Consider the following 22989-nt stretch of genomic DNA (forward strand, 5'->3'; position numbering starts at 1 on the left):
GTTATCAACGCAGATTCAGCCAATTAGTGAAAAAAAGCGAAGACAGAAAAACAAGATAGTTAAGTATCGTAAATCATTAAAATTAATGCTTAGCGCAAATTATTAAATGTTTATCTGGAAAGGAGATTAGCGGAGGCGGCGAATGGAACCGATTCCTTTCTGACGGAAGTGCTTGAACTATTTCGATCTGTTGCCGCTTTTTAATGCAAAATGGATGCCTGTTGTCTGGAAACTGCATCGTCGTTTTCACCGATAAAGGCGATCCAGGATTTTTTTGCGTATTGATTACGCGGGTAATTGATTAACGCCTGAAACAAGTATGGGAAGATTGCATGAGTAAGCATAAAGGAAGCACCGGGCAACGTATTAAACGGATTGCTGTGCGTATCATTCTGGCGTGGCTGGGCATCTGGCTGGCAGGGATTTTACTGTTTTCATTTTTGCCGGTGCCGTTCTCCGCGGTTATGGTTGAGCGTCAGCTGGGTGCCTGGCTACGCGGTGACTTCAGCTATGTTGCCCATTCGGATTGGGTCGGACACGATGAGATTTCGCCGTGGATGGGACTGGCGGTGATTGCCTCAGAAGATCAAAAGTTTCCGACCCATTGGGGATTTGACGTCGCGGCGATCGAGTCAGTACTGGATAACAGCGATAGCCGGATGCGTGGCGCATCCACGCTGTCGCAGCAGACGGCAAAGAACCTGTTTTTGTGGGATGGGCGTAGCTGGGTGCGTAAAGGGCTGGAAGCGGGCCTGACGGTTGGCATTGAGACGGTCTGGACCAAACGACGTATTCTGACCGTCTATCTGAATATCGCCGAATTCGGGCCGGGGGTGTTTGGCGTGGAGGCGGCGTCACAGCGCTATTTCCACAAGCCAGCCAGCCGGTTAACGGCTGCTGAAGCAGCATTGCTGGCGGCGGTGCTGCCTAATCCGATCCGCTTCCGTGCCGCAGCGCCGTCGGGCTATGTACGGCAGCGGCAGCAGTGGATCCTGCGTCAGATGCGCCAGCTGGGCGGGGAAGGATTTTTACAGCGTAACCGGCTGGACTAAGGATTAATCCTCGTCAAAACCCGCTTCAAACAGCTCAATGACCGCGGCCAGCGCCGGGATCTCTTCCGGTCCGCTGGCTTCTATTTCAATGTGGCCGCCCTGGGCTGAATCGAGCATCAACAGCGCAATCACGCTGCTGGCTTCGGCTTCGGTGCCGGCTTCATTGCGCAGCAGCACTTCGGCGTCAAAGCTCTGTACCAGTTCAAACAGCTTCATTGCCGGTCGGGCATGCATACCCAGTTTATTTTTGATTTCGACAGTTTGCTTAACGGTCATGATTTACGCTTTTCCAACGTACGGTGGCGTGACTGTACATTCTTGCCGCGTGAACGGAAGTAGTCCGCCAGCTGCTCTGCAATGTAAACCGAACGATGTTTCCCGCCGGTACAGCCGATAGCGACAGTGAGATAACTGCGGTTGTTGGTTTCCAGCATCGGCAACCACAGTTCCAGATAACTGCGGGTCTGGTAGATGAAGTTGTGCACTTCAGTATGGCGATCGAGAAAGGCAGCTACCGGGCGATCGAGGCCGGTCATTGGACGCAGCTTAGGATCCCAGTGCGGATTCGGCAGGAAGCGCACATCAAACACATAATCGGCATCAATCGGGATGCCGTGCTTGAAGCCAAACGACTCAAACACCATTGTCAGCTCACGTTCACGCTTGCCCAGCAGCCGGGTACGCAGCATCTCAGCCAGCTCGTGAACCGACATTTCTGAGGTATCAATGATCAGATCGGCGCGCGAACGCAGCGGCTCCAGCAAATCACTCTCTTCATCAATGGCACTTTCCAGCGACAAGTTTTTACTGGAGAGCGGATGCAGACGGCGGGTATCGCTGTAGCGGCGAATCAGGGTATTTCGATCGGCATCAAGAAACAGCAGCTGGGGCGAAAATGAGTCGGGCAGGTTATTCAGCGCGGTTTCAAAAATCTCAGGGGATTCAGGCATGTTGCGTACGTCAATGCTCACCGCTGCCGAGATGTTACGTTCCGCCAGCGAGTTCGCCAGCTCCGGTAACAGCACCACCGGCAGGTTATCAACGCAGTAAAAACCCATATCTTCCAGTGCGCGTAGCGCCACTGACTTTCCCGAGCCTGACCGACCGCTTACGATCATCAGCACCATGACCTTCTCTCCCGTTTTAAAACCGGCACGTGGCCGGTAAAGACGCTTTACTGCTCTGACTGGCCTTCTGTGATAATGGCATAGAGCTCTTCATCACTTTGCGCGGCGCGCAGACGACGACAGACGGTTTTATCCGCCAGACGCTTCGCCACCAGTGAAAGGGTGTGCAGGTGAGTTTTGCACTGGTCAGCCGGTACCAGCAGAGCAAACAACAGATCGACCGGCTGATTATCAACGGCATCAAACGCAATCGGCTGTTCAAGGCTGATAAACACCCCGACCGCACGTAGCGTATCCTCTTCCAGTTTACCGTGCGGAATGGCAATGCCATTGCCAATGCCGGTACTGCCCATGCGTTCACGGGTGAGAATCGCTTCAAAAAGCGTCTGGTGCGGCAGGTTGAGCTGCTTAGCGGCCAGTTCGCTGATAATTTCCAGCGCGCGTTTTTTGCTCTGGCAGTGTACGCCGCTGCGGGTGCAGTCGGACGAAAGCACTGTGCTCAATTCCAGTGTTAGATCGTTGTTCATTATCGTTTCACTTGCGAGTTAACCTGGCCATTTACCCGCAGCGTATCATGATGCTGGCGGTAAATGGCGCTTGCTTAGATGACAAAACGGGGCGGATTATCCGCCCCATCCTGTCGGCTCTGCGCGGCAGGCGCGCGTAGCTAGCGTGAAGGTTAGTGTTTTTTCAGTTTATCTTTGTGTTTGGTCAGCTGACGGGTGAGCTTGTCGATCAACCCGTCAATCGCCGCATACATATCTTCCGCTTCGGACGTGGCGTGCAGCTCGCCACCGTTTATGTGCAGCGTTGCGTCAGCCACCTGAGTAACCTTCTCCACCTTCAGCACAATATAAACCTGATTGATATGTTCGAAATAGTGTTCCAGTTTGGCAAATTTACCGCTGACGAAATCGCGCAGTGGTGCGGTGATTTCAACATTTTGCCCGGTAAGGTTCAGCTGCATAGGTCTTCCTTCTCATTTCTGTCAAACCAGCTGTTTGCGCTGGTTCGATGGCGGGATGGATAAAGACTCGCGGTATTTGGCGACGGTACGACGTGCCACCATGATCCCTTGATCAGATAACATGGAGGTAAGTTTACTGTCGCTCAAGGGTTTGGCTGGATTTTCCGCCGAGATTAATTTTTTCACCAGCGCGCGGATGGCCGTCGATGAGGCTTCGCCGCCACCTTCGGTATTCACGTGACTGGAGAAAAAGTACTTCAGTTCAAAAATACCACGCGGACTGTGCAGATACTTTTGCGTGGTCACGCGGGAAATGGTCGATTCGTGCATCTCAACCGCCTGGGCGATATCGGCCAGCACCATCGGCCGCATAAACTCCTCGCCCTGTTCAAAGAAAGCCTGCTGCTGCTCGACAATACAGCGTGTCACTTTCAGCAGCGTATCGTTGCGGCTTTCCAGACTTTTAATCAACCAGCGCGCTTCCTGCAGATTGCTGCGAATGAACTGGCTGTCGCTGTCGTTACGCGTCGCCCCGCTCATGGCGGCATACTGCTGATTGATCTTGAGGCGCGGAACGCTGTCAGCGTTTAGCTCAACCGTCCAGCGGCTGCCGACTTTACGCACCAGTACGTCGGGAATCACATATTCCGGTTCGCCGGTATTAATTGACTGACCCGGGCGCGGGTCCAGCGACTGAATTAAGGTCATCGCCTCTTTCAGCACCTCTTCTTTGAGGCGCGTCACCCGCATCAGGCTGCGAAAATCGTGGTTGGCCAGCAGGTCCAGATGTTCGCTGACGATCAGCCGGGCTTCCGTTAGCATCGGCGTTTCGGGCGCATATTGCGACAGCTGCACCAGCAGACAGTCACGCAGATCGCGTGCACCGACGCCAATCGGATCAAAGCGCTGAATACGTTTCAGCACCGCTTCCACTTCATCGGCCTCAAGCTCATCGTTGCCAATGCTGTCGAGGATCTCGTCAAGCGAAACGGTGAGGTATCCGGTTTCGTCGATCGCATCAACAATCGAGGTGGCAATGGCGCGGTCAGTATCGCTAAACGGCGTCAGCTCAACCTGCCACATCAGGTAATCCTGCAGCGACTGGGTTGTTTCGCCCTGATAAACCGGTAACTCATCATCCTGATAATCGGTCCCGGTACCGGATGGTGTGCCAGCGGTGTAGATTTCATCCCAGGTGGCGTCCAGCGGCAGCTCGTCAGGCATCTCTTTCTGCTCAAGCGCTTCACGGGTATCCAGCGCTTCGCCTTCGGGAGCCTCACGAGAGTCGATTTCATCATGCAGATCGGTTTGTTCAAGCAGCGGATTACTTTCCAGTGCCAGCTGTAACTCTTGCTGGAGTTCAAGCGTAGAGAGTTGCAGCAGACGAATCGCCTGCTGCAACTGCGGTGTCATCGCCAGCTGTTGGCTGAGCCTGAGTTGCAAACCTTGCTTCATAGACAGGATGGTAGTTCCCAGGTAAACATCAGTATTTACGACACCTTATCAGAGTCTGAACTCTTCACCCAAATAAACCCGCTTAACCTGCTCATCTGCCAGAATTTCATTCGGCGTACCGTGCGCGATCAGGTGGCCCTGACTGACAATATACGCCCGTTCGCACACCGCTAAGGTTTCGCGCACGTTATGGTCGGTGATCAGCACGCCAAGGCCGCTGTCACGCAAATGTTCGATGATTTTCTTGATGTCGATGACCGAGATGGGGTCAACGCCCGCAAACGGTTCATCCAGCAGGATAAATTTGGGGTTAGCCGCCAGCGCGCGGGCGATTTCGACCCGGCGACGTTCACCGCCGGAGAGCGCCTGACCCATGCTGTCGCGCAGGTGCTCAATGTGAAACTCTTCCATCAGCTCGTTGGCGCGATCCTGACGCTGCTCTTCGGTGAGGTCGTCACGGATTTGCAGAACTGCCATCAGGTTATCGTAGACGCTGAGGCGACGGAAAATTGAGGCCTCCTGCGGCAGATAGCCGATACCGCGACGCGCACGGGCGTGCAGCGGCAGGATACTGATATCTTCATCATCAATAATAATGCGGCCAGCGTCGCGCGGCACAATGCCAACCACCATGTAAAAGGTGGTGGTTTTACCGGCACCGTTGGGGCCCAGCAGGCCGACAATCTCGCCGGACTTTACCTGCAGACTGACATCTTCTACCACGCGACGGCCTTTATATGCCTTCGCCAGGTTTTCTGCGATTAATGTGGCCATAGCTATCAGTTACTCTTCTTTCCGCTGTTGGACGAACCTTTATCCTGCAGTTGCGACGGCACCAGCACGGTGGTGACGCGCTTATTCTGGCCCTGGCTGTACGCCTGCATTTTCTGCTCTTTCACCAGATAGGTAATGCGATCGCCCTTGATGTTGCTGTCCTGCTGCTCAATGAAGGCGTTGCCGGTCAGCTCAACAAAGTCGTTAGCCAGTTCATAGTGCAGTTTTGCCGCATGGCCCTGCACCGGCTTGCCGCTGTCCTGCATCTGGTAAAAGGTGGCAGGATTGCCGTACGCATCGACGATGGTTTTCTTGCTGTCGCCGCCCGGACGGGTTACCACCACTTTATCGGCGGTGATTTTGATCGAACCCTGAGTGACGATAACGTTGCCGGTAAAGGTCGCGACATTGCCCTGCAGATCCAGCGCCTGGTTCTGCGAGTCAATATTGACGGGCTTATCCGAGTCACCGGTCAGGGCCAGCGCAGGTACGCTGCTCGCCAGCAGCACGCTGGCGAGTAAAAGCTTAAGGCTATTTTTGTTCATTTTGAATTTCATAAGAAGTTTTGACCTTTTCGATTAACTCGGCGTTTTTTGTCCGTAAATTGCCGCGCATTTTCATGCCGGTGGAGTTAAAACTGCGGCCATACAGCGTCACCTGGTCGTCAGAGGTAACGTCCTGAGTGACAAGGTTAACCTGCGCATTGTCGGTTTTGACCCGGTCAAGCTGGGAATCCTGCGTCAGCGTATTCAGTTCAACATGACCATACAGATAAAGCATACGATCTTTGGTGAGCTTTGCCTTGTCCGCACGGAGTGTCCAGGTTGGCACTTTATTTTCGTCGTAGGTGGTCATCACCGGATTGTCGAACCAGCTCAGTTCCTGATCCGAAAAGTAGGTCACTTTATCGGAAACCAGTTTATACGACAGCGCACCCTGCGGGTTGTAAACCACGGTGTGGGAATCCGCACTGGTATAGGTCGGTGCCTGATTATTGGTGGCAACCGGCGTATCCTCATCCTGGTTGGTAAGATTCCAGCCGATTAAAACCAGTGCAATCAAGGTCAGAATCAGCGTCATCCAACGCCTGCTTTTACTCATACTGATTGCCCTTTGGCATCCTCAAATTTATCCTGCGACATTAAGATCAGGTCGCAAACTTCACGTACCGCGCCGCGCCCGCCGGCAATGCGCGTCACGTAGTGCGCCCGCGGCAACAGCACCGGATGGGCATCCGCAACCGCCACGCTTAACCCCACTTTTGCCATCACCGGCCAGTCGATCAGGTCGTCGCCAATATAGGCGACCTGGTGATCGGAAAGAGACAGTTTATCCAGAAGTTCGCCATAGGCCAAAAGCTTATCCGATTGTCCCTGATAAAGATGACGAATGCCGAGCGTTTTACAGCGATCTTCCATCAGGCGGGCATTACGGCCGGTAATAATAGCCACTTCTACATCTGAGGTCAGCAGGCAGCGGATACCGTAGCCGTCGCGCACATTGAACGCCTTCAGCTCTTCGCCACTGTTGCCCATGTAGATCACCCCGTCGGACATGACGCCATCGACGTCGCAAATCAGCAGGCGAATCTGGCGGGCGCGGTCCATTACCCCGGCGCTGACCGGGCCATAGCAGGTTTCAATCGGGGGAGTTGCCAGTTGCATTGTCTTTTCCTGTTCAGACTACGCCAGCGCGCAGCATGTCATGCATATGTACCACACCGAGCAGATGGTCGTCATCGGCGACCAGGATCGACGTAATATTTTTGGTTTGCATCAGGTTGAGCGCTTCAACCGCCAGCATGTTTGGCCGTACGCGGATGCCGCCTGGCGTCATCACTTCACCAATAGTGGCGCGCTGGAAATCGATACCCATATCGAAGATGCGGCGCAGGTCACCATCGGTAAAGATGCCTTCAATCTTCATCAGATCGTCGACTATTACCGTCAAGCCGAGGTTTTTGCGGGTAATTTCCAGCAGCGCATCACGCAGCGATGCATCACGCGTGACGTGCGGCAGTTCATCGCCGCTGTGCATGATATCGGCCACGTGCAGCAACAGTTTACGCCCCAGCGCACCACCGGGATGGGAGAGCGCGAAGTCTTCAGCGGTGAAGCCGCGCGCCTCCAGCAGCGAAACGGCCAGCGCATCGCCCATGACCAGCGTGGCGGTGGTGCTGCTGGTCGGGGCCAGACCGAGCGGGCACGCTTCCTGTGGGACGCTGACGCACAGATGCACATCGGCAGCCCGGGCCATTGCGCTTTCTGGCCGGCCGGTCATGCAAATCAGGGTGATATTCTGCCGCTTTAACACCGGAATCAGCGCGAGAATTTCATTCGACTCGCCGCTGTTGGAGATGGCAATTACCACATCATTGTTGCTGACCATGCCCAGATCGCCATGGCTGGCTTCCGCCGGATGAACAAAAAAGGCGGGGGTGCCGGTGCTGGCAAAGGTGGCCGCCATTTTTTTGCCGATGTGGCCTGATTTGCCCATCCCCATCACCACCACTTTACCCTGGCAGGCATAAATCCGGGCGCAGGCGCGGGCGAAATCGTCGTTAATGTACTGATCGAGCTGCTCCAGACCTTCGCGCTCGATGCGCAATACCGCTTTGCCTGCGCGCTGGAAATCAAAAACTGCCGGTTGCTGATATGACATGATCAGTCTGTCCTTGTTAGCCGTCCATAAACGCTGGCTGTACCCACAGCAGCGTCACCCAGACGAAGAAACCACAGAGTAAAAGTGCGCCTGCCGTACGGCCAACGCGTCGGCGACGTAACAGGCAGAGCAGGGCGAACAGTACGCTGACGCCCAGCATCACCCAGTAATCACGGGCGAACGCGTGGTAATCGATGCTGCCAGGATGCATCAGCGCCGGCAGGCCGAGTACGATAGCAATATTATAAATGTTGGCACCGATCAGGTTACCGATCGCGATATCATCTTCGCCTTTCAGCGCGCCAGCGATCACCGTCGCCAGCTCCGGCAGGCTGGTCCCGACCGCAATCAGCGTCAGGCCCATCACCAGTTCACTGACGCCAAAATAGTCGGCAAACACCGTGGCATTATCGATCACCATCCGGGTCGACATTGGCAGGATAATCAGGGCGACCGCCAGCCAGAGAAACGCCACCGTATTGCCGCTCTCTTCGCGCGGTAATTCCGCCAGCTGTTCACGGGTCAGGGTGTCGTTGTTATCGCGTTCCGCTTTACGTGCAATGCGGATCACCACCATCAGATAGATCGCGGCGATGACGATCAACCCAATACCATCCAGTCGGCTAAGCTGGTTATCAAACAGCATAAAACCGCTGAGCAGCGTCACCAGCAGCATTAAAGGGAGTTCACGACGGATCAGATTAGAGTGTACGCTGAGTGGGTGCATTAACGCAGCGGCACCCAGGATCAGTAAAATGTTGGTAATATTCGAGCCCAGCGCGGTACCGACAGCAAGATCCATCTGGCCATGCTGCGCGGCGGAGAAGGAGAGAATCATCTCTGGCAGCGAGGTGCCGATGCTGACGACGGTCATGCCAATGATCAAGGGCGGAATACCAAACGATCGACAGAGTATCGAGGCGCTAAACACCAGACGATCGGCACCATAAGCCAGTAAAAGCAAACCGATAATCAGCAGTGCAGAAGCTACGAACATGAAAAATCCTTGCGTAAAAACCCCAGCCCGGTACGCCTTGTCCGGCGGGTTTCAGGTTCTGTGCGATATAACAGGCGCTGATTTTGACCGTCTGAAAGGCAAAAGTAAATTTAATGGCCGTTTTCGCCAAATGTTAGCGATAAGTTTCTGTAAAGCTATCGTGAATCAGGACCGAACAGGCTACCATCGTAACCCATGTTTACGCCCGATCCTTATAAGAGGTAATAATGATCCAGCAGCAGACGAATCTGGTTGAGGTTCGTGGCGTGAGTTTTTCGCGCGGAGATCGCCAAATCTTCGATGACATTTCGCTGACCGTACCGAAAGGCAAAGTGACAGCGATAATGGGACCTTCGGGGATCGGTAAAACCACTCTGCTACGCTTGATTGGGGGTCAGCTTCAGCCGACCCGTGGCGAAATCTTTTTCCGTGGCGAAAACATCCCGTCATTATCACGCGCTAAGTTGTATGAGGCGCGTAAAAAAATGAGCATGCTGTTCCAGTCAGGCGCGCTGTTTACCGATTTAACGGTGTATGAAAATGTCGCCTGGCCGCTGCGTGAACACACTCGCCTGCCGGCCCCGTTACTGCACAGCACGGTGTTAATGAAGCTGGAAGCGGTCGGTCTGCGTGGCGCAGCTCAGCTGAAACCAGCTGAGCTGTCGGGCGGTATGGCGCGACGCGTTGCGCTGGCGCGTGCCATTGCCTTAGAGCCTGAACTGATTATGTTCGACGAACCTTTTGTCGGACAGGACCCGATTACCATGGGCGTGCTGGTTAAGCTGATTGATGAACTTAACCACGCGCTGGGACTGACCTGTATTGTGGTGTCACACGACGTCCCGGAAGTGTTAAGTATTGCGGACTACGCCTATATCGTGGCCGGACAGAAAATTATCGCACACGGCACCACGCCGGAACTGCGAGAAAATAACGATCCGCGTGTCCGCCAGTTTATTGATGGAGAAGCGGATGGTCCGGTTCCATTCCGTTTTCCTGCCGGCGACTATCTCGCTGATTTAACCGGCTCAGGGAGTAACTAAACTGATGGTGTTGAAGGCGCTGGCGACATTTGGACGTCAGGGAATTGAAACGTGCGCCAGTTTTGGCCGCGCAGGGTTAATGCTGTTTCATGCGCTGGTGGGCAAACCAGCGTTCCGCAGACATACGCCGCTACTGATTAAACAACTGTATAGCGTCGGCGTGCTGTCGCTGCTGATCATCGTGGTTTCCGGTCTGTTTATCGGCATGGTGCTCGGCCTTCAGGGTTACCTGGTCTTAACCACTTACGGCGCGGAAACCAGTCTTGGCATGCTGGTGGCGCTGTCGTTGCTGCGTGAACTGGGGCCGGTGGTGACCGCGCTGCTGTTCGCCGGACGGGCAGGGTCCGCACTGACCGCCGAAATCGGCCTGATGAAAGCCACCGAACAGCTCTCCAGTATGGAGATGATGGCGGTTGACCCGTTACGGCGGGTGGTGTCGCCGCGTTTCTGGGCCGGTTTTATCAGCATGCCGCTGCTGACGCTGATTTTCACCGCGGTAGGGATCGCCGGTGGGGCGCTGGTCGGCGTGAGCTGGAAAGGAATCGATCCTGGTTTCTTCTGGTCGGCGATGCAGAATGCGGTTGATTTTCGTACCGATGTCGTTAACTGCCTGATTAAAAGCGCGGTGTTTGCTATCACCGTAACGTGGATAGCGCTGTTTAACGGCTATGATGCGATTCCAACCTCTGAAGGGATCAGTCGCGCGACGACGCGCACCGTGGTGCACGCGTCACTGGCGGTGCTCGGATTGGATTTTGTGCTGACAGCACTGATGTTTGGGAATTGATGCAATGCAAAGCAAAAAAAGCGAAATCTGGGTTGGCATTTTCATGATTATGGCGTTACTGGCCGCGCTGTTTCTTGCGCTGCGCGTTGCCGATTTAAAGTCGATGGGCACCGAGCCGACGTGGAAGCTCTACGCGACCTTTGACAACATCGGCGGCCTGAAAGCCAGCTCACCGGTAAAAATTGGCGGCGTGGTGATTGGCCGGGTAACCGATATTGAGCTGGAACCGAAAACGCTGCTGCCGCGTGTCACCATGGACATCAGCGATCAGTACGCCAACAAAATTTCAGACACCAGTTCGCTGGCGATCCGCACGCAGGGACTGCTGGGGGAACAATTTCTGGCGCTCAATTTAGGCTTCGACGATCCTGAACTGGGTTCGTCGATGCTGAAAGATGGCGACACGCTACGTGACACCAAGTCGGCGATGGTACTGGAAGACCTGATTGGTCAGTTCCTCTACAAGAGCGGCGACAACAAACAGAATAATGACAGTAAGGATGCGCAGGGCAGTGAAAATGCCGCGCCTGCGGAACCGGCTCAACCTTAAAACAAGAGGGTATACTATGTTTAAACGTTTACTGATGATTGCCATGCTGGTGGTGGCGGTGCCGCTGACGGCCAATGCGGCGGCCGACCAGAGCAATCCCTACAAACTGATGAACGAAGCGGCGCAGAAGACCTTCACCCGTCTTAAGAATGAGCAGCCGAAAATCAAGCAGGACCCGAACTACCTGCGTGACATCGTGCGTCAGGAACTGCTGCCATATGTGCAGATTAAATATGCCGGCGCACTGGTGCTGGGCCGCTACTACCGCGACTCTACACCGGCACAGCGCGAAGCCTATTTCAGCGCCTTTGGTGATTATCTGGCGCAGGCTTATGGCCAGGCCTTAGCGCTGTATCACGGTCAGACCTATCAGATTCAGCCTGAACAGCCGTTAGGTGACGCTAAAATTGTCGCGATCCGCGTTTCGATTATCGACCCGAATGGCCGTCCTCCGGTTCGCCTCGACTTCCAGTGGCGCAAGAACAGTCAGACCGGCAACTGGCAGGCGTATGACATGATCGCCGAAGGCGTCAGCATGATCACCACCAAGCAAAATGAGTGGAGCGATCTGTTACGGACCAAAGGCATTGATGGCCTGACCGCGCAGCTGAAATCATCCGCAGCGCAGCCGATTACGCTGGATAAACAGCAATAATGCGCGAATCGTTAAGCTGGCAGCGTGAAGCCAGCACGCTATTACTGAAAGGCGAACTGGACCGCGATACGCTGCTCAGCCTGTGGCAGCAGCGCGACACGCTGATTAAAGATGTTGATATTATTGATGTCGCCGCGCTGGAGCGGGTCGACTCCTCCGGGCTGGCCCTGCTGGTGCATCTGCGCGAAATCGCCCGAGCCCAGGGCATTACGCCCCGGTTTGCCGGCATCAGCGACAAACTGCAGTCGCTGATTACCCTTTACAATCTGCAACAGATTATTGTTTCTGCGGATAAAAGCGCCTGATTTCCGGTCGTTACGCTAAGCCCCTGTTTTACACAGGGGCTTTTGCGTATTTAAGAGTCAGCCGCTTTCCTCTAAGATGTCTCCCTTATTATTATCAGGTGAAGTTAAGCGCAATGGAAAACAGTGAAATTCAGGCCGTGCTGATGGCAGCATTGCCTTTAGATGAAGTGCATGTGATGAGCAATGATGGCAGCCACTTTCAGGTTATCGCCGTAGGCGAACTGTTTGGTGAGCTGAGCCGTGTTAAGAAGCAGCAGGCTGTTTACGCGCCGCTGATGGAGTTCATCGCGGACAACCGCATTCATGCTGTCTCCATCAAAACCTATACTCCCGCTGAATGGGCGCGTGACCGTAAACTCAACGGTTTCTGATCCGTCAGCCTGGTGAACTCGCGGTGCGCGAGTCCAACCTTTAGCTAGTTAATTGAGAGCCGTGTTAATGGACAAATTTCGTGTGCAAGGCCCCACCCGCTTAAGTGGTGAAGTAACCATTTCCGGGGCGAAGAACGCCGCGCTGCCTATTCTGTTTGCTGCCCTGCTGGCTGAAGAGCCGGTCGAGATCCAGAACGTGCCGAAGCTGCGCGACATCGATACCACCATGAAGCTGCTGAGCCAGCTGGGTGCGAAGGTGGAGCGCAACGGTTCTGTGCATGTCGATGCCAGCGCGGTAGACGTATTCTGTGCCCCTTACGACCTGGTGAAAACTATGCGTGCCTCGATCTGGGCGCTGGGTCCGCTGGTGGCGCGTTTTGGTCAGGGACAGGTTTCCCTGCCGGGTGGCTGCGCAATTGGCGCGCGTCCGGTCGACCTGCATATTACCGGCCTTGAGCAGCTGGGTGCCGAGATCAAACTGGAAGAAGGCTACGTTAAAGCGTCCGTCAACGGCCGTCTGAAAGGCGCGCTGATCGTGATGGATAAAATCAGCGTCGGTGCGACCGTCACCATCATGAGCGCCGCGACGCTGGCGACCGGCACGACGGTGATTGAGAATGCCGCCCGTGAGCCAGAAATTGTCGATACCGCCAACTTCCTGAACACCCTCGGCGCAAAAATCAGCGGCGCAGGCACCGATAAAATCACCATCGAAGGCGTTGAACGTCTGGGTGGCGGGGTTTATCGCGTACTGCCAGACCGTATTGAAACCGGCACCTTCCTGGTAGCGGCCGCCATTTCAGGTGGCAAAGTGGTCTGTCATAAAACGCAGCCCGATACGCTGGATGCCGTCCTGGCGAAACTGCGTGACGCGGGTGCGGATATCGAAACCGGTGAAGACTGGATCAGCCTGGATATGCATGGCAAGCGGCCAAAAGCGGTTAACGTCCGCACCGCACCGCATCCGGGGTTCCCAACCGATATGCAGGCGCAGTTCACGCTGCTTAACCTGGTTGCAGAAGGCACTGGCCTGATCACCGAAACTATCTTTGAAAACCGCTTCATGCACATCCCGGAATTAATTCGTATGGGTGCGCACGCGGAAATTGAGAGCAATACCGCGATTTGTCACGGCGTTGAAACGCTGTCTGGCGCGCAGGTAATGGCCACCGATTTACGTGCGTCTGCCAGCCTGGTACTGGCGGGTTGCATCGCGGAAGGCACCACGCTGGTCGATCGTATCTATCATATCGATCGTGGCTATGAACACATCGAAGATAAACTGAAAGCGATGGGTGCGAATATTGAGCGCGTAAGCGGCGACGAATAATCCCGCTTCGCGGCAAGACCATGAGCCAGCTCCGGCATCCGGAGCTGGTTTTTTTTCGCCGGGTAAGAACTAAAGATCGCTGTGATCGGTGGGTTGATTGGGCAGCGATCGGATCCGTTTCTTACGATCCAGCAGGCAATGCGTATCGGCATCGTAGTAGCGGCTGGGCCAGATCTCGGCGGGATGGATAGCAATCGCCTCGGCAATCAGCCACTCACCCTTGGGCCACGGTCGCGACAGCGCATTGGCCAGGGTAGATGAACTCAGGCCTGCCGAGCGTGACAGCGCGGCCAGCGTCGTGCCGCGCTTGTGTAAGGCGGCGATAATGTCGGCGGGATGCCAGTCTTCAATCCTTTTCTGCATAAACCTGTTCTCCTTTTCCGTGTTATTGCGTCACCCAGACGAGGGCCGGCTTTCCTTTTTGCAATGTTATCTGGAAAGTTAGTGGGATTTATAGCAAATAGATTCCATATGTTTCCAGTAAAATTTGGATCTTAAGCCAGATCTGCGTGAACCCGCGCAAAAGAGGTGCAACCAGAGAAAGAAGCGTGAAAAAAGTGGGAGCAGTTAAACAAAAACGGAGCCAGGGCTGGCTCCGTCAGGGATTAGAAATCGCGTTGAACGGACATGTGCGCCAGCGACTCCAGCGCGCTGCGCCACGGCGTTTCCGGCAGGATTTTCAATGCTTCAATGGCCTTATCCGCTTCCTGTTCCGCACGCTTGCGCGTCCATTCCAGCGAGCCGCACTGATTCATTGCTTCCAGCACTGGCTCCAGCAGATGCCGGCCATTGCCTTGTTCAATTGCTTCTCTGATCATCTTCGCCTGATCCGGCGATCCGTGCTGCATCGCATGCAGTAACGGCAGCGTCGGTTTCCCTTCGCTCAGATCGTCGCCGGTATTTTTACCCAGCGTTTCACCGTCGGCACTGTAATCCAGTAAATCGTCAATTAACTGGAAAGCGGTACCCAGATAACGTCCATAATCCTGCAGCGCTTTTTCCTCTTCCGGTGTGGCTTCCGCCAGAATCGCGGACGCCTGCGATGCCGCTTCGAACAGGCGCGCAGTCTTGCTGTAAATCACGCGCATGTAGCTCTCTTCCGTGATGTCAGGATCGTTCACGTTCATCAGCTGCAGCACTTCGCCTTCAGCAATCACGTTTACCGCTTCCGACATCAGCGCCAGAATGCGCAATGAGCCCATGCTGGTCATCATCTGGAAGGCACGGGTGTAGATAAAATCACCGACCAGCACGCTCGCCGCATTGCCGAACGCCGCATTGGCGGTGGCTTTGCCACGACGCATATCGGATTCATCCACCACATCGTCATGCAACAGCGTGGCGGTATGGATAAATTCGATCAGCGCCGCATTGGTAACGTGCAGATCGCCCTTGTAACCCATGGCGCGTGCGGATAGCACGGCGATCATGGGGCGGATACGCTTGCCCCCACCACTGATGATGTAATAGCCCAACTGGTTGATGAGCGAGACATCTGAATTCAGCTGGTCGAGGATGGTCTGGTTAACGGCAGCCATATCCTGTGCGGTTAATTCATTAATCTGTTCTAAGTTCATTCGTCTTTTCAGCTATGACTCGTTTCTCTGCCATGGTAAGTGCTTTTACCCAGCCAGCGTTCAGGTAATCTGTTACTGATTGTACTTGAATTTTCTGGTTGAGGAACGTTTGCGTTCGGCCTGTGTTTTTTTTCTGCAAGAGAGTGCAAAGTGCTCTTGTCTTCTCCTGGAGTTTTGCGTAGAATTCGCGCCCTATTGTGAATATTTAGCGCGCCGCCTGATGAACTAAAAGGCAAGCGCAGAAGCGGAGTTTTATATGTACGCGGTTTTCCAAAGTGGTGGTAAACAACACCGAGTAAGCGAAGGTCAGACCGTTCGCCTGGAAAAGCTGGACATCGCAACCGGTGAAACCATTGAGTTTGACCAGGTTCTGATGATTGCCAATGGCGAAGACGTGAAAATCGGCGCGCCACTGGTTTCAGGCGGTATGATCAAGGCGGAAGTTGTTGCTCATGGTCGTGGCGAGAAAATTAAGATCGTTAAGTTTCGTCGTCGTAAACACTACCGTAAGCAGCAAGGCCACCGTCAGTGGTTCACTGATGTGAAAATCACTGGCATCACTGCCTAAGAGGAGATCTGACAAATGGCACATAAAAAGGCTGGTGGTTCGACTCGAAATGGTCGTGACTCCAACGCAAAACGTCTGGGTGTAAAACGTTTTGGTGGTGAATCCGTTCTGGCGGGTAGCATCATCGTTCGTCAGCGTGGCACCAAATTCCACGCCGGTAACAACGTAGGTTGTGGTCGTGACCACACCCTGTTTGCTACCGCAGACGGCAAAGTAAAATTCGAAATCAAAGGTCCGAACAACCGTAAATACATCAGCATCGTTGCTGAGTAAGGTTGTCGTGACGCAGACGTTTAACGTCTGAACGCACGAATTAAAGGCCCCGCAACTGCTGCGGGGCTTTTTACATTCTGCGCTCGGTTGCCGTGAAGGTAACGCATCACAAAAGATTGCTGTACACTTTATGTACGCACTGGCGAAAGCCAATCCTGATTTATCCGCCGCTGGTCAGCGCAGAAGACCCTGGCGGACCCGTTTGCAGAGTGCTGCAGACGATTGTGTGACGGAGATAGAAAATGAAGTTTGTTGATGAAGCGACAATTTTGGTCGTCGCCGGCGATGGCGGTAATGGTTGCGTCAGCTTCCGCCGCGAAAAATATATCCCGAAAGGCGGCCCGGACGGGGGTGATGGTGGTGACGGCGGTGACGTTTACCTGATCGCTGACGAAAACCTTAACACCCTGATCGATTATCGTTTCGAAAAGTCTTTCCGCGCCGAGCGTGGGCAGAACGGCCAGAGCCGTGACTGCACCGGCAAACGCGGCAAAGATATTGTGGTGAAAGTGCCGGTCGGCACCCGGGTGATCGACCAGGGCACCGGTGAGACCTTAGGCGACATGACGCGCCACGGCCAGAAACTGATGGTCGGCAAAGGCGGCTGGCATGGCCTGGGCAATACCCGCTTCAAATCGTCGGTTAACCGCAGTCCGCGTCAGAAAACCATGGGTACGCCCGGTGAAAAACGCGACCTGCAGCTGGAGCTGATGCTGCTGGCCGACGTCGGGATGCTGGGCTTACCAAACGCCGGTAAATCGACCTTTATCCGTGCCGTCTCGGCAGCCAAACCGAAAGTGGCGGACTATCCGTTTACCACTCTGGTCCCGAGCCTTGGCGTGGTCCGTATGGACAGCGAGCAGAGCTTTGTGGTGGCCGATATCCCTGGCCTGATCGAAGGCGCAGCCGAAGGCGCGGGTCTGGGTATTCGCTTCCTGAAGCACCTCGAGCGTTGCCGCGTGCTGTTGCACCTGATCGACATCGATCCTATCGATGAAAGCGATCCGATTGAAAACGCGCGCATCATTCTCGGCGAGCTGGAAAAATACAGCGATAAGCTGTTCAACAAGCCGCGCTGGCTGGTGTTCAATAAAATTGACCTGCTGAGCGAAGAAGAAGCGCAGTCACGCGCTAAAGCGATTGCTGACGCGCTGGGCTGGGAAGGGAAGTATTACCTGATCTCGGCTGCCAGCCGTACCGGTGTCAACGAACTCTGCTGGGACGTGATGAGCTTCATCAACGCCAACCCGAAAGAAGCCGAGCTCGAAGAGAAACAGCCGGAGAAAGTGGAGTTCATGTGGGATGATTACCACAAAGAAGCCATTGAAAACGCGGTTGAAGTGGAAGATGAAGAGTGGGATGAAGACTGGGATGATGAAGACGACGAAGGCGTCGAAATTATCTATCAGCGCTAACGCTCTGCGCGCATCACCGGCTCACCGCTGATGCGCGATGCTCCCTTTTCATCCTGAAAGGGGAGCATCACACCGTTGTTAGCTCATTACCGCCACGCCCAGCCGGGCGCTGCAACACAGCTGATCGCGACCGTTACGAATCTCAATCTGCCAGCTCTGGCTGAGCTTACCCAGATGCAGCGGACGACAAATTCCGCGTACCACACCGCTTGATACCGCACGATGATGGCTGGCATTCACTTCCACGCCCACCACGCTGCTGCCTTCCTCAACGGCCAGATAGCCCGCAACCGATCCCATTGACTCCGCCAGTACCACGGACGCGCCACCGTGCAGCAGGCCAAAAGGCTGATGCGTTCGGGCATCGACCGGCATGGTCGCTTCCAGATAATCATCACCGATTACGGTAAAAATGATCCCCAGATGCGCCACCAGCGAGTTCTCACCCAGCGCATTCAGGGCAGCAAGATCGATAGATCGTTTCCAGATCGCTGACATTATCAGGCTCCCAGGGTTGCACCGCCATCCACCACAATATCCTGTAAGGTGACGTGGCTGGCAAGATCGGAGGCGAGGAACAGCACGTTAGCGGCAATTTCCTGCGGCTGTGCGATCTTTCCTAACGGAATACCGAGTTTGAATTGGTCCGGGAAGCCCGCGATCATCTCCTGCTCACCGGTCGGCGTATGCCACAGGCTGCGCTGCATATCGGTATCGGTTGAGCCGGGTGAGACGATATTGCAGCGAACGCCATACGGCGCCATCTCCAGACCCACCGTCAGGCAGAGGCTGCGCAGGGCGGCTTTTGAGGCACCATAGGCGGACATGCCAATCCGCGGTGCGTGCGCTGAGTTGGAGGCGATGGTGACAATCGCGCCCGCCCGCTGCTGCCGGAACACCGGCAGGGTTTGCTGAAACAGGTTGAACGCGCCACCGGCATTAACGTTAAGGCAGGCCTGCCAGTCGGTGAACGACAGCTCATCGGTAGCGCCAATTCGCAGAATACCGGCCGCGTTCACCAACACATCAATACGCGGCTGCGTCGCCAGCAGACGCTGGCAGAGCGACCTCACCTGATCAGGATCGGACACGTCCAGCGTATGGCAGGGAAACGGATAGTCGTGGCCGTGAAAACGCTGATCGAAAGCTTCGACCTGCGCACCCGCCTGATGAAACGCCAGCGCGGTATGATAGCCAATCCCCTGGCCGGCACCGGTTATCCAGACAATTTTTTCGCTGAAGTCAAACGAATGGCTCATTGCGCAGGCTCCCGGGACAGCAAGGCCCACCAGCCATCTATGCTCGGATTTTTGGCCAGGCTGACAAAGTCGATGTCGCTGTGCACCTGACGCCAGCGCGCCGCCAGCGCCATCACCCGCACCGAATCCAGACCGTAATCGATCAGGTTTTCATCATCTTCCGGCACGTCGTCATCTTCCAGCAGCGGCAGGATCAGCGCACGCAGATCGTCTTTGCTCAGCGGCAGCGGCATCAGGTCGGCGGTCATCACCACTTTACCACTGCGGCCAGCGGTGTAGGTCAGCGCCATCATATGCTCATCGCGGCTGAAATCCGCCAGCGCATCGGCCACCATAAACGGTTGAATGTTGCGCATAAATGCGTCGGTGGCGGTGGTCAGGCAGCCGATATGGGCATAGACGCCGGTAATGATCAGCTGATCGCGGCCCATCTCCTGCAGGATCGACTCAAGCGGCGAGCGATGGAAGGCGCTGTAGCGCCATTTGGTCAGCACATGATCGTCGGCATCCGGTGCCAGCGCGTCCACGATCTTCTGCTGATCGGGGTGCTTATTCAGGCCCGGACCCCACATGTCGTTGAGCAACGCACGATCTTCATCGCTCTGCGCATTCGGCTGCGCGGTATAGAACACCGGAATCCCCTGCGCTTTACAGTAGTGGCGCAGGCGGGCAATGTTGTCGACGACCTGCTCCACCAGCGGGCTATTCTCGCCCCAGAAGTTGAGGAAATAACGCTGCATATCGTGGATCAGCAGCGCCGCACGGCCCGACTCCAGTGCCCATTTTACCTTGTTGGTCGGCAATTCAGTGGCGGCTGGCAGCGGATAAGAGGTCAGTTTTGGAATGGCCATAGAAAAATCTCCGGACAGGTCAGGCTTGCGCTTGTTGATCGGCAAGTTGTTGGCGCAGACGTTTTTTATCCACCTTGCCGACGTGGGTCAGCGGCAGGGCATCTACGCAGGTAATACGGTCGGGCAGTTTGAATTCCGCGACCCCAAGTTCACGCAGGTGACGACGCAGCGCTACCGGTTTCACCGGCTGACGCGCCACGATGAAGGCACAGCTCTTCTCACCCATCAATTCATCGTTCATCGACACCAGTGCTGCGTGGATCACATCAGGATGGCGTTGCAGCAGGTTCTCGATCTCTTCCGCCGCGATCTTTTCGCCGCCGCGGTTGATCTGATCTTTCTCACGCCCCTGAACAATGATGTTGCCTTGCGGGGTGATCTCAATCAGATCGCCAGAGCAGTAAAAGCCCTGTGAATCGAAGCTGGCGGCATTGTGTTCCGGGCTGTTGTAGTAGCCGCGGAAAGTATAAGGCCCGCGCGTCATCAGACGGCCAATGGCGCCGGTCGGCAGCGGATTACCCTGTTCATCGGCCACCCACACTTCATCATCCGGCGAGATCGGGCGGCCCTGGGTGGTCAGAATGGTGGTTTCATCATCATCGAGCCGGGTGTAGTTCACCAGGCCTTCTGCCATGCCAAACACCTGCTGCAGTTTGCAGCCTATCTCAGACTGAATACGTGCCGCCAGGGTCTCGCCCAGCTTCGCGCCACCGACCTGAATGCGTTGCAGCGAAGCCAGTGCGGCATTGCTGCCCCATTCCTGAATCGCCTGCAGCCACAGACTAACGGCTGGCGGCACCAGACCGGTATCGGTTACCTGATGCTTTTCAATCAGCGGGAAGCAGAGCGTAGCGCTGGGATCGGCTGCCAGAATAACCTGTCCGCCAGCGTAGAAGACCCCCAGCGCGCCCGGTGAGCTCATCGGAAAATTATGCGCAGCGGGCAGGGCGATCAGATAACGGGTGTCGGCGGTCACCCCACAGATAACGTCACTTTCGCGGATGCTGTAATAGTAGTCGTTATGGGTGCGCGGGATCAGTTTCGGCGTGCCGGTGCTGCCGCCGGAGAGCTGGAAAAAAGCCACTTCATCACCGGCGGTCGGCGTCGCAACGAAATCACCTGCCGGTTCGGCCAGCAGGCTTTCAAGGCTGTTTTCAGCCTGAGCATCACCACGCAGGACCACCTGCTGCAGCTGGGTATGATCGTGGCACAGCTGGCTGATAAAACTGTCATCAGCAAACAGCGTATGGCTGCGATCGGCAATCAGCAGGCGCGGCGAAATCTGGCTGGCGTACGCCGTCAGCTCAGTACGCTGATGGCTGAACAGCGCGTTAACCGGCGCGACGCCAATTTTAAACAGCGCAAACAGCGTCAGGTAAAATTCGGCCACGTTGCCGAGCTGCACCAGCGCGGTATCTCCCGATTTGAGGCCACGACGCTGCAACGCTGCTGCCAGATTGTCACTTAAGCGGGCCAGCTGACGGTAGCTGAACTGCCGATCGCCATCAATCACCGCCACGCTGTCGCTCTGTTGGTGGCGTTCGAGGATATCGGTCATCGGCAGATCGAGCCAGTAGCCTTTTTCGCGGTAACGCGCGGCCAGATCGTCAGGCCAGCGGCTGTAGGAAATGGTCATACAGGGTCCTTTATTGCAGTCCAAAAGCGCGAAGCATGGTGTCAAGTTTGACGCCGGTTTCACGCCATTCTGATTCTGGTTGTGAGTCAGCAACGATGCCCGCGCCAGCAAACAGCCGCACGCGTGGGCCATTGACCGTGCCGCAGCGAATCGTCACCACCCATTCGCCATTGCCCTGGTCATCGCACCAGCCGACGATGCCGCCAAATAGCTGGCGCTCAAACGGTTCGAGTTGCTGTATCAGCTGCTGGGCGCGCTGATGCGGGAAGCCGCTCAGTGCCGGCGTCGGATGCAACAGGCAGGCCAGCGACAGCGCATTTTCGCGCGGGTCGAGCACTTCACCCTTAATCAGGGTGGCGAGATGCCATAAGGTTGCGGTGGTGATCAGCGACGGCACCTCCGGCACCGACAGCATCCGGCTGCGCGGTTGCAGCGTGTTGCGCATCGCATCGGTTACCAGCTTATGTTCATGGCGATCTTTATCCGAGCGCATCAGGCTCTCACCTGCGGCCTGGTCACGCTGCGGATCGGCATCACGGCGGGCCGAACCGGCCAGCGGACAGGAGCTGAAATCCCGTCCCTGTTTGCGGATCATTAATTCCGGGCTGGCCCCGACCAGTGCACCACCTTCCGGCAGCGGCAGATGAAAGTGATAGCTGTTAGGGTTCTGCGCCACGATGCGCTGCATCAGCGCCGCGGTATCCACCGGCTGTTCAGCCGTGATATCCATCAGCCGCGACAGCACCACTTTATCCAGATCGCCACGCTGCGTTGCGGCTACTGCCTGCGCTACCATATTGGTGAAATTAGCATGATCCGGCACCGCCGTGCGGCGACGCACCTGCGGCAAAGTGGCTTCGGGTGGTAAGGTAACCGCATGCAGATCGTCGCGGTTAAAGGTCTGATACGATTCGGGGATAAACAGTGCCGATGGCTGATTGACGTCAAACGGGATCGCACCCACCAGAATAGGGTGAGTAATGCCCTGTTTTCTGGCTGAGGCAAAATGGTGCTGCAATTGTTGCTGAAAATCCCCTGTCAGTGTCTCACCTGCGGTTACCGGGGTGGTCAGCGTGGTGAAGCAGCCTTGCGTGGTCAGGCTTTTCCAGGGAGAAGTAAACAGGAAGCCGCGGCACAACGCGGAGAAATCCTGCAACAAGGGATGTTCAAACGTCAACGATTCCACCATAATTTTCACCTATAAATGATAAGATAATTAATAATGATTATCATTTGTATTGTGGCCCAGTAACCTACGTTGATTAGCCGGAAGTGTCAATAAATACGCGGTGTTTCGGCTGCGTTTTCCTGCTAAATCAGCACAAACAGCAGGGCA

Annotated in this window: 29 protein-coding genes; 11 read left to right on the forward strand and 18 right to left on the reverse strand. The window is 55.4% G+C overall.

Going from position 1 to position 22989, the window contains the following annotated elements:
- The first annotated feature begins 332 nt into the window (after positions 1-332).
- On the forward strand, positions 333-1052 hold the full coding sequence (gene mtgA / locus AC6I8I_RS01840; protein WP_312759879.1) for a monofunctional biosynthetic peptidoglycan transglycosylase: 720 nt from the start codon (positions 333-335) through the stop codon (positions 1050-1052).
- 3 nt (positions 1053-1055) lie between these two features.
- Here the strand turns inward: mtgA and npr are convergent, their stop codons facing one another.
- The 11 genes from npr to AC6I8I_RS01895 form a co-directional block, all read right to left on the reverse strand.
- Complete coding sequence (gene npr / locus AC6I8I_RS01845) at positions 1056-1328, reverse strand: PTS phosphocarrier protein NPr (protein WP_031375452.1); 273 nt, start codon at positions 1326-1328, stop codon at positions 1056-1058.
- The gene (rapZ, locus tag AC6I8I_RS01850; RefSeq protein WP_003851114.1) at positions 1325-2179 is read right to left on the reverse strand and encodes an RNase adapter RapZ; all 855 of its coding nucleotides are present in this window, start codon (positions 2177-2179) and stop codon (positions 1325-1327) included. The genes npr and rapZ overlap by 4 nt, the downstream gene beginning before the upstream one ends.
- 47 nt (positions 2180-2226) lie before the next feature.
- Entirely contained in the window at positions 2227-2706 is a 480-nt protein-coding gene (ptsN, locus tag AC6I8I_RS01855; RefSeq protein WP_312055303.1) for a PTS IIA-like nitrogen regulatory protein PtsN, read from the reverse strand.
- Positions 2707-2858: 152 nt separating this feature from the next.
- Positions 2859-3146, reverse strand: a complete 288-nt coding sequence (gene hpf / locus AC6I8I_RS01860) for a ribosome hibernation promoting factor (protein ID WP_312055302.1) — start codon at positions 3144-3146, stop codon at positions 2859-2861.
- A gap of 21 nt (positions 3147-3167) precedes the next feature.
- Positions 3168-4601, reverse strand: coding sequence for an RNA polymerase factor sigma-54 (rpoN, locus tag AC6I8I_RS01865; RefSeq protein WP_312055301.1), 1434 nt, complete (start codon positions 4599-4601; stop codon positions 3168-3170).
- A 48-nt stretch (positions 4602-4649) separates the two neighbouring features.
- Positions 4650-5375, reverse strand: coding sequence for an LPS export ABC transporter ATP-binding protein (gene lptB, locus AC6I8I_RS01870; RefSeq protein ID WP_031375449.1), 726 nt, complete (start codon positions 5373-5375; stop codon positions 4650-4652).
- A 5-nt stretch (positions 5376-5380) separates the two neighbouring features.
- Positions 5381-5932, reverse strand: a complete 552-nt coding sequence (gene lptA, locus AC6I8I_RS01875; protein ID WP_312055300.1) for a lipopolysaccharide ABC transporter substrate-binding protein LptA — start codon at positions 5930-5932, stop codon at positions 5381-5383.
- On the reverse strand, positions 5907-6476 hold the full coding sequence (gene lptC, locus AC6I8I_RS01880) for an LPS export ABC transporter periplasmic protein LptC (RefSeq protein ID WP_312055299.1): 570 nt from the start codon (positions 6474-6476) through the stop codon (positions 5907-5909). The genes lptA and lptC overlap by 26 nt, the downstream gene beginning before the upstream one ends.
- Positions 6473-7039 carry a 3-deoxy-manno-octulosonate-8-phosphatase KdsC gene (gene kdsC, locus AC6I8I_RS01885; protein WP_312055297.1) on the reverse strand — a complete coding sequence of 189 codons (567 nt, stop codon included), beginning with the start codon at positions 7037-7039 and terminating at the stop codon, positions 6473-6475. Before kdsC ends, lptC begins: the two co-directional genes overlap by 4 nt.
- A gap of 13 nt (positions 7040-7052) precedes the next feature.
- Positions 7053-8036, reverse strand: a complete 984-nt coding sequence (gene kdsD / locus AC6I8I_RS01890) for an arabinose-5-phosphate isomerase KdsD (RefSeq protein WP_312055296.1) — start codon at positions 8034-8036, stop codon at positions 7053-7055.
- A gap of 16 nt (positions 8037-8052) precedes the next feature.
- Positions 8053-9033: a calcium/sodium antiporter gene (locus AC6I8I_RS01895; protein WP_312055295.1), complete on the reverse strand. Its 981-nt coding sequence runs from the start codon at positions 9031-9033 to the stop codon at positions 8053-8055.
- Between the two features lie 227 nt (positions 9034-9260).
- Between AC6I8I_RS01895 and mlaF the strand changes: the two genes are divergently transcribed.
- The 7 genes from mlaF (at position 9261) to murA (ending at position 14074) form a co-directional block, all read left to right on the forward strand.
- The gene (gene mlaF / locus AC6I8I_RS01900; RefSeq protein WP_312055294.1) at positions 9261-10076 is read left to right on the forward strand and encodes a phospholipid ABC transporter ATP-binding protein MlaF; all 816 of its coding nucleotides are present in this window, start codon (positions 9261-9263) and stop codon (positions 10074-10076) included.
- A gap of 4 nt (positions 10077-10080) precedes the next feature.
- On the forward strand, positions 10081-10863 hold the full coding sequence (mlaE, locus tag AC6I8I_RS01905) for a lipid asymmetry maintenance ABC transporter permease subunit MlaE (protein WP_031375442.1): 783 nt from the start codon (positions 10081-10083) through the stop codon (positions 10861-10863).
- 4 nt (positions 10864-10867) lie between these two features.
- The gene (gene mlaD / locus AC6I8I_RS01910) at positions 10868-11413 is read left to right on the forward strand and encodes an outer membrane lipid asymmetry maintenance protein MlaD (RefSeq protein WP_312055293.1); all 546 of its coding nucleotides are present in this window, start codon (positions 10868-10870) and stop codon (positions 11411-11413) included.
- 16 nt (positions 11414-11429) lie between these two features.
- Positions 11430-12068 carry a phospholipid-binding protein MlaC gene (gene mlaC, locus AC6I8I_RS01915; protein ID WP_031375440.1) on the forward strand — a complete coding sequence of 213 codons (639 nt, stop codon included), beginning with the start codon at positions 11430-11432 and terminating at the stop codon, positions 12066-12068.
- Positions 12068-12373, forward strand: a complete 306-nt coding sequence (gene mlaB, locus AC6I8I_RS01920) for a lipid asymmetry maintenance protein MlaB (protein WP_031375439.1) — start codon at positions 12068-12070, stop codon at positions 12371-12373. The genes mlaC and mlaB overlap by 1 nt, the downstream gene beginning before the upstream one ends.
- Before the next feature lie 113 nt (positions 12374-12486).
- Positions 12487-12744, forward strand: a complete 258-nt coding sequence (gene ibaG, locus AC6I8I_RS01925) for a BolA family iron metabolism protein IbaG (RefSeq protein ID WP_010251880.1) — start codon at positions 12487-12489, stop codon at positions 12742-12744.
- 67 nt (positions 12745-12811) lie between these two features.
- On the forward strand, positions 12812-14074 hold the full coding sequence (gene murA, locus AC6I8I_RS01930) for a UDP-N-acetylglucosamine 1-carboxyvinyltransferase (RefSeq protein ID WP_031375438.1): 1263 nt from the start codon (positions 12812-12814) through the stop codon (positions 14072-14074).
- Positions 14075-14143: 69 nt separating this feature from the next.
- Here murA and AC6I8I_RS01935 read toward each other — a convergent pair whose 3' ends face one another.
- Both AC6I8I_RS01935 and ispB read right to left on the reverse strand, forming a co-directional pair.
- The gene (locus AC6I8I_RS01935; RefSeq protein ID WP_497828255.1) at positions 14144-14437 is read right to left on the reverse strand and encodes a helix-turn-helix domain-containing protein; all 294 of its coding nucleotides are present in this window, start codon (positions 14435-14437) and stop codon (positions 14144-14146) included.
- A gap of 242 nt (positions 14438-14679) precedes the next feature.
- Complete coding sequence (gene ispB / locus AC6I8I_RS01940) at positions 14680-15651, reverse strand: octaprenyl diphosphate synthase (protein WP_031375436.1); 972 nt, start codon at positions 15649-15651, stop codon at positions 14680-14682.
- A 256-nt stretch (positions 15652-15907) separates the two neighbouring features.
- Here ispB and rplU point away from each other — a divergent pair, with 256 nt between their 5' ends.
- The 3 genes from rplU (at position 15908) to cgtA (ending at position 17907) form a co-directional block, all read left to right on the forward strand.
- A complete protein-coding gene (gene rplU, locus AC6I8I_RS01945) occupies positions 15908-16219 on the forward strand; it encodes a 50S ribosomal protein L21 (RefSeq protein ID WP_031375435.1) in 312 nt (103 codons plus the stop codon).
- A gap of 15 nt (positions 16220-16234) precedes the next feature.
- Positions 16235-16492, forward strand: a complete 258-nt coding sequence (rpmA, locus tag AC6I8I_RS01950; protein ID WP_031375434.1) for a 50S ribosomal protein L27 — start codon at positions 16235-16237, stop codon at positions 16490-16492.
- 242 nt (positions 16493-16734) lie between these two features.
- A complete protein-coding gene (gene cgtA / locus AC6I8I_RS01955) occupies positions 16735-17907 on the forward strand; it encodes an Obg family GTPase CgtA (protein WP_031375433.1) in 1173 nt (390 codons plus the stop codon).
- Positions 17908-17985: 78 nt separating this feature from the next.
- On the opposite strand, the gene AC6I8I_RS01960 is transcribed toward cgtA, so the two are convergent.
- From AC6I8I_RS01960 to AC6I8I_RS01980, 5 genes are read right to left on the reverse strand one after another with little or no spacing between them, the layout of a single operon-like run.
- The gene (locus AC6I8I_RS01960) at positions 17986-18405 is read right to left on the reverse strand and encodes a hotdog fold thioesterase (RefSeq protein WP_497828256.1); all 420 of its coding nucleotides are present in this window, start codon (positions 18403-18405) and stop codon (positions 17986-17988) included.
- Between the two features lie 2 nt (positions 18406-18407).
- A complete protein-coding gene (gene dhbA / locus AC6I8I_RS01965) occupies positions 18408-19166 on the reverse strand; it encodes a 2,3-dihydro-2,3-dihydroxybenzoate dehydrogenase (protein WP_312055291.1) in 759 nt (252 codons plus the stop codon).
- Entirely contained in the window at positions 19163-20017 is an 855-nt protein-coding gene (locus AC6I8I_RS01970) for an isochorismatase family protein (RefSeq protein ID WP_312055290.1), read from the reverse strand. Before AC6I8I_RS01970 ends, dhbA begins: the two co-directional genes overlap by 4 nt.
- 19 nt (positions 20018-20036) lie before the next feature.
- Complete coding sequence (locus AC6I8I_RS01975) at positions 20037-21653, reverse strand: (2,3-dihydroxybenzoyl)adenylate synthase (protein ID WP_312055289.1); 1617 nt, start codon at positions 21651-21653, stop codon at positions 20037-20039.
- 10 nt (positions 21654-21663) lie between these two features.
- Positions 21664-22842 carry an isochorismate synthase gene (locus AC6I8I_RS01980; RefSeq protein WP_312055288.1) on the reverse strand — a complete coding sequence of 393 codons (1179 nt, stop codon included), beginning with the start codon at positions 22840-22842 and terminating at the stop codon, positions 21664-21666.
- Between the last annotated feature and the right edge of the window lie 147 nt (positions 22843-22989).

This window comes from Pantoea sp. X-Soil-YNGN-775, assembly GCF_059730575.1.

Bases quoted from the DNA above. Each gene is read 5' to 3' on its own strand.
- mtgA (WP_312759879.1), top strand. From the start codon at position 333: ATGAGTAAGCATAAAGGAAGCACCGGGCAACGTATTAAACGGATTGCT.
- npr (WP_031375452.1), bottom strand. From the start codon at position 1,328: ATGACCGTTAAGCAAACTGTCGAAATCAAAAATAAACTGGGTATGCAT.
- rapZ (WP_003851114.1), bottom strand. From the start codon at position 2,179: ATGGTGCTGATGATCGTAAGCGGTCGGTCAGGCTCGGGAAAGTCAGTG.
- ptsN (WP_312055303.1), bottom strand. From the start codon at position 2,706: ATGAACAACGATCTAACACTGGAATTGAGCACAGTGCTTTCGTCCGAC.
- hpf (WP_312055302.1), bottom strand. From the start codon at position 3,146: ATGCAGCTGAACCTTACCGGGCAAAATGTTGAAATCACCGCACCACTG.
- rpoN (WP_312055301.1), bottom strand. From the start codon at position 4,601: ATGAAGCAAGGTTTGCAACTCAGGCTCAGCCAACAGCTGGCGATGACA.
- lptB (WP_031375449.1), bottom strand. From the start codon at position 5,375: ATGGCCACATTAATCGCAGAAAACCTGGCGAAGGCATATAAAGGCCGT.
- lptA (WP_312055300.1), bottom strand. From the start codon at position 5,932: ATGAAATTCAAAATGAACAAAAATAGCCTTAAGCTTTTACTCGCCAGC.
- lptC (WP_312055299.1), bottom strand. From the start codon at position 6,476: ATGAGTAAAAGCAGGCGTTGGATGACGCTGATTCTGACCTTGATTGCA.
- kdsC (WP_312055297.1), bottom strand. From the start codon at position 7,039: ATGCAACTGGCAACTCCCCCGATTGAAACCTGCTATGGCCCGGTCAGC.
- kdsD (WP_312055296.1), bottom strand. From the start codon at position 8,036: ATGTCATATCAGCAACCGGCAGTTTTTGATTTCCAGCGCGCAGGCAAA.
- AC6I8I_RS01895 (WP_312055295.1), bottom strand. From the start codon at position 9,033: ATGTTCGTAGCTTCTGCACTGCTGATTATCGGTTTGCTTTTACTGGCT.
- mlaF (WP_312055294.1), top strand. From the start codon at position 9,261: ATGATCCAGCAGCAGACGAATCTGGTTGAGGTTCGTGGCGTGAGTTTT.
- mlaE (WP_031375442.1), top strand. From the start codon at position 10,081: ATGGTGTTGAAGGCGCTGGCGACATTTGGACGTCAGGGAATTGAAACG.
- mlaD (WP_312055293.1), top strand. From the start codon at position 10,868: ATGCAAAGCAAAAAAAGCGAAATCTGGGTTGGCATTTTCATGATTATG.
- mlaC (WP_031375440.1), top strand. From the start codon at position 11,430: ATGTTTAAACGTTTACTGATGATTGCCATGCTGGTGGTGGCGGTGCCG.
- mlaB (WP_031375439.1), top strand. From the start codon at position 12,068: ATGCGCGAATCGTTAAGCTGGCAGCGTGAAGCCAGCACGCTATTACTG.
- ibaG (WP_010251880.1), top strand. From the start codon at position 12,487: ATGGAAAACAGTGAAATTCAGGCCGTGCTGATGGCAGCATTGCCTTTA.
- murA (WP_031375438.1), top strand. From the start codon at position 12,812: ATGGACAAATTTCGTGTGCAAGGCCCCACCCGCTTAAGTGGTGAAGTA.
- AC6I8I_RS01935 (WP_497828255.1), bottom strand. From the start codon at position 14,437: ATGCAGAAAAGGATTGAAGACTGGCATCCCGCCGACATTATCGCCGCC.
- ispB (WP_031375436.1), bottom strand. From the start codon at position 15,651: ATGAACTTAGAACAGATTAATGAATTAACCGCACAGGATATGGCTGCC.
- rplU (WP_031375435.1), top strand. From the start codon at position 15,908: ATGTACGCGGTTTTCCAAAGTGGTGGTAAACAACACCGAGTAAGCGAA.
- rpmA (WP_031375434.1), top strand. From the start codon at position 16,235: ATGGCACATAAAAAGGCTGGTGGTTCGACTCGAAATGGTCGTGACTCC.
- cgtA (WP_031375433.1), top strand. From the start codon at position 16,735: ATGAAGTTTGTTGATGAAGCGACAATTTTGGTCGTCGCCGGCGATGGC.
- AC6I8I_RS01960 (WP_497828256.1), bottom strand. From the start codon at position 18,405: ATGTCAGCGATCTGGAAACGATCTATCGATCTTGCTGCCCTGAATGCG.
- dhbA (WP_312055291.1), bottom strand. From the start codon at position 19,166: ATGAGCCATTCGTTTGACTTCAGCGAAAAAATTGTCTGGATAACCGGT.
- AC6I8I_RS01970 (WP_312055290.1), bottom strand. From the start codon at position 20,017: ATGGCCATTCCAAAACTGACCTCTTATCCGCTGCCAGCCGCCACTGAA.
- AC6I8I_RS01975 (WP_312055289.1), bottom strand. From the start codon at position 21,653: ATGACCATTTCCTACAGCCGCTGGCCTGACGATCTGGCCGCGCGTTAC.
- AC6I8I_RS01980 (WP_312055288.1), bottom strand. From the start codon at position 22,842: ATGGTGGAATCGTTGACGTTTGAACATCCCTTGTTGCAGGATTTCTCC.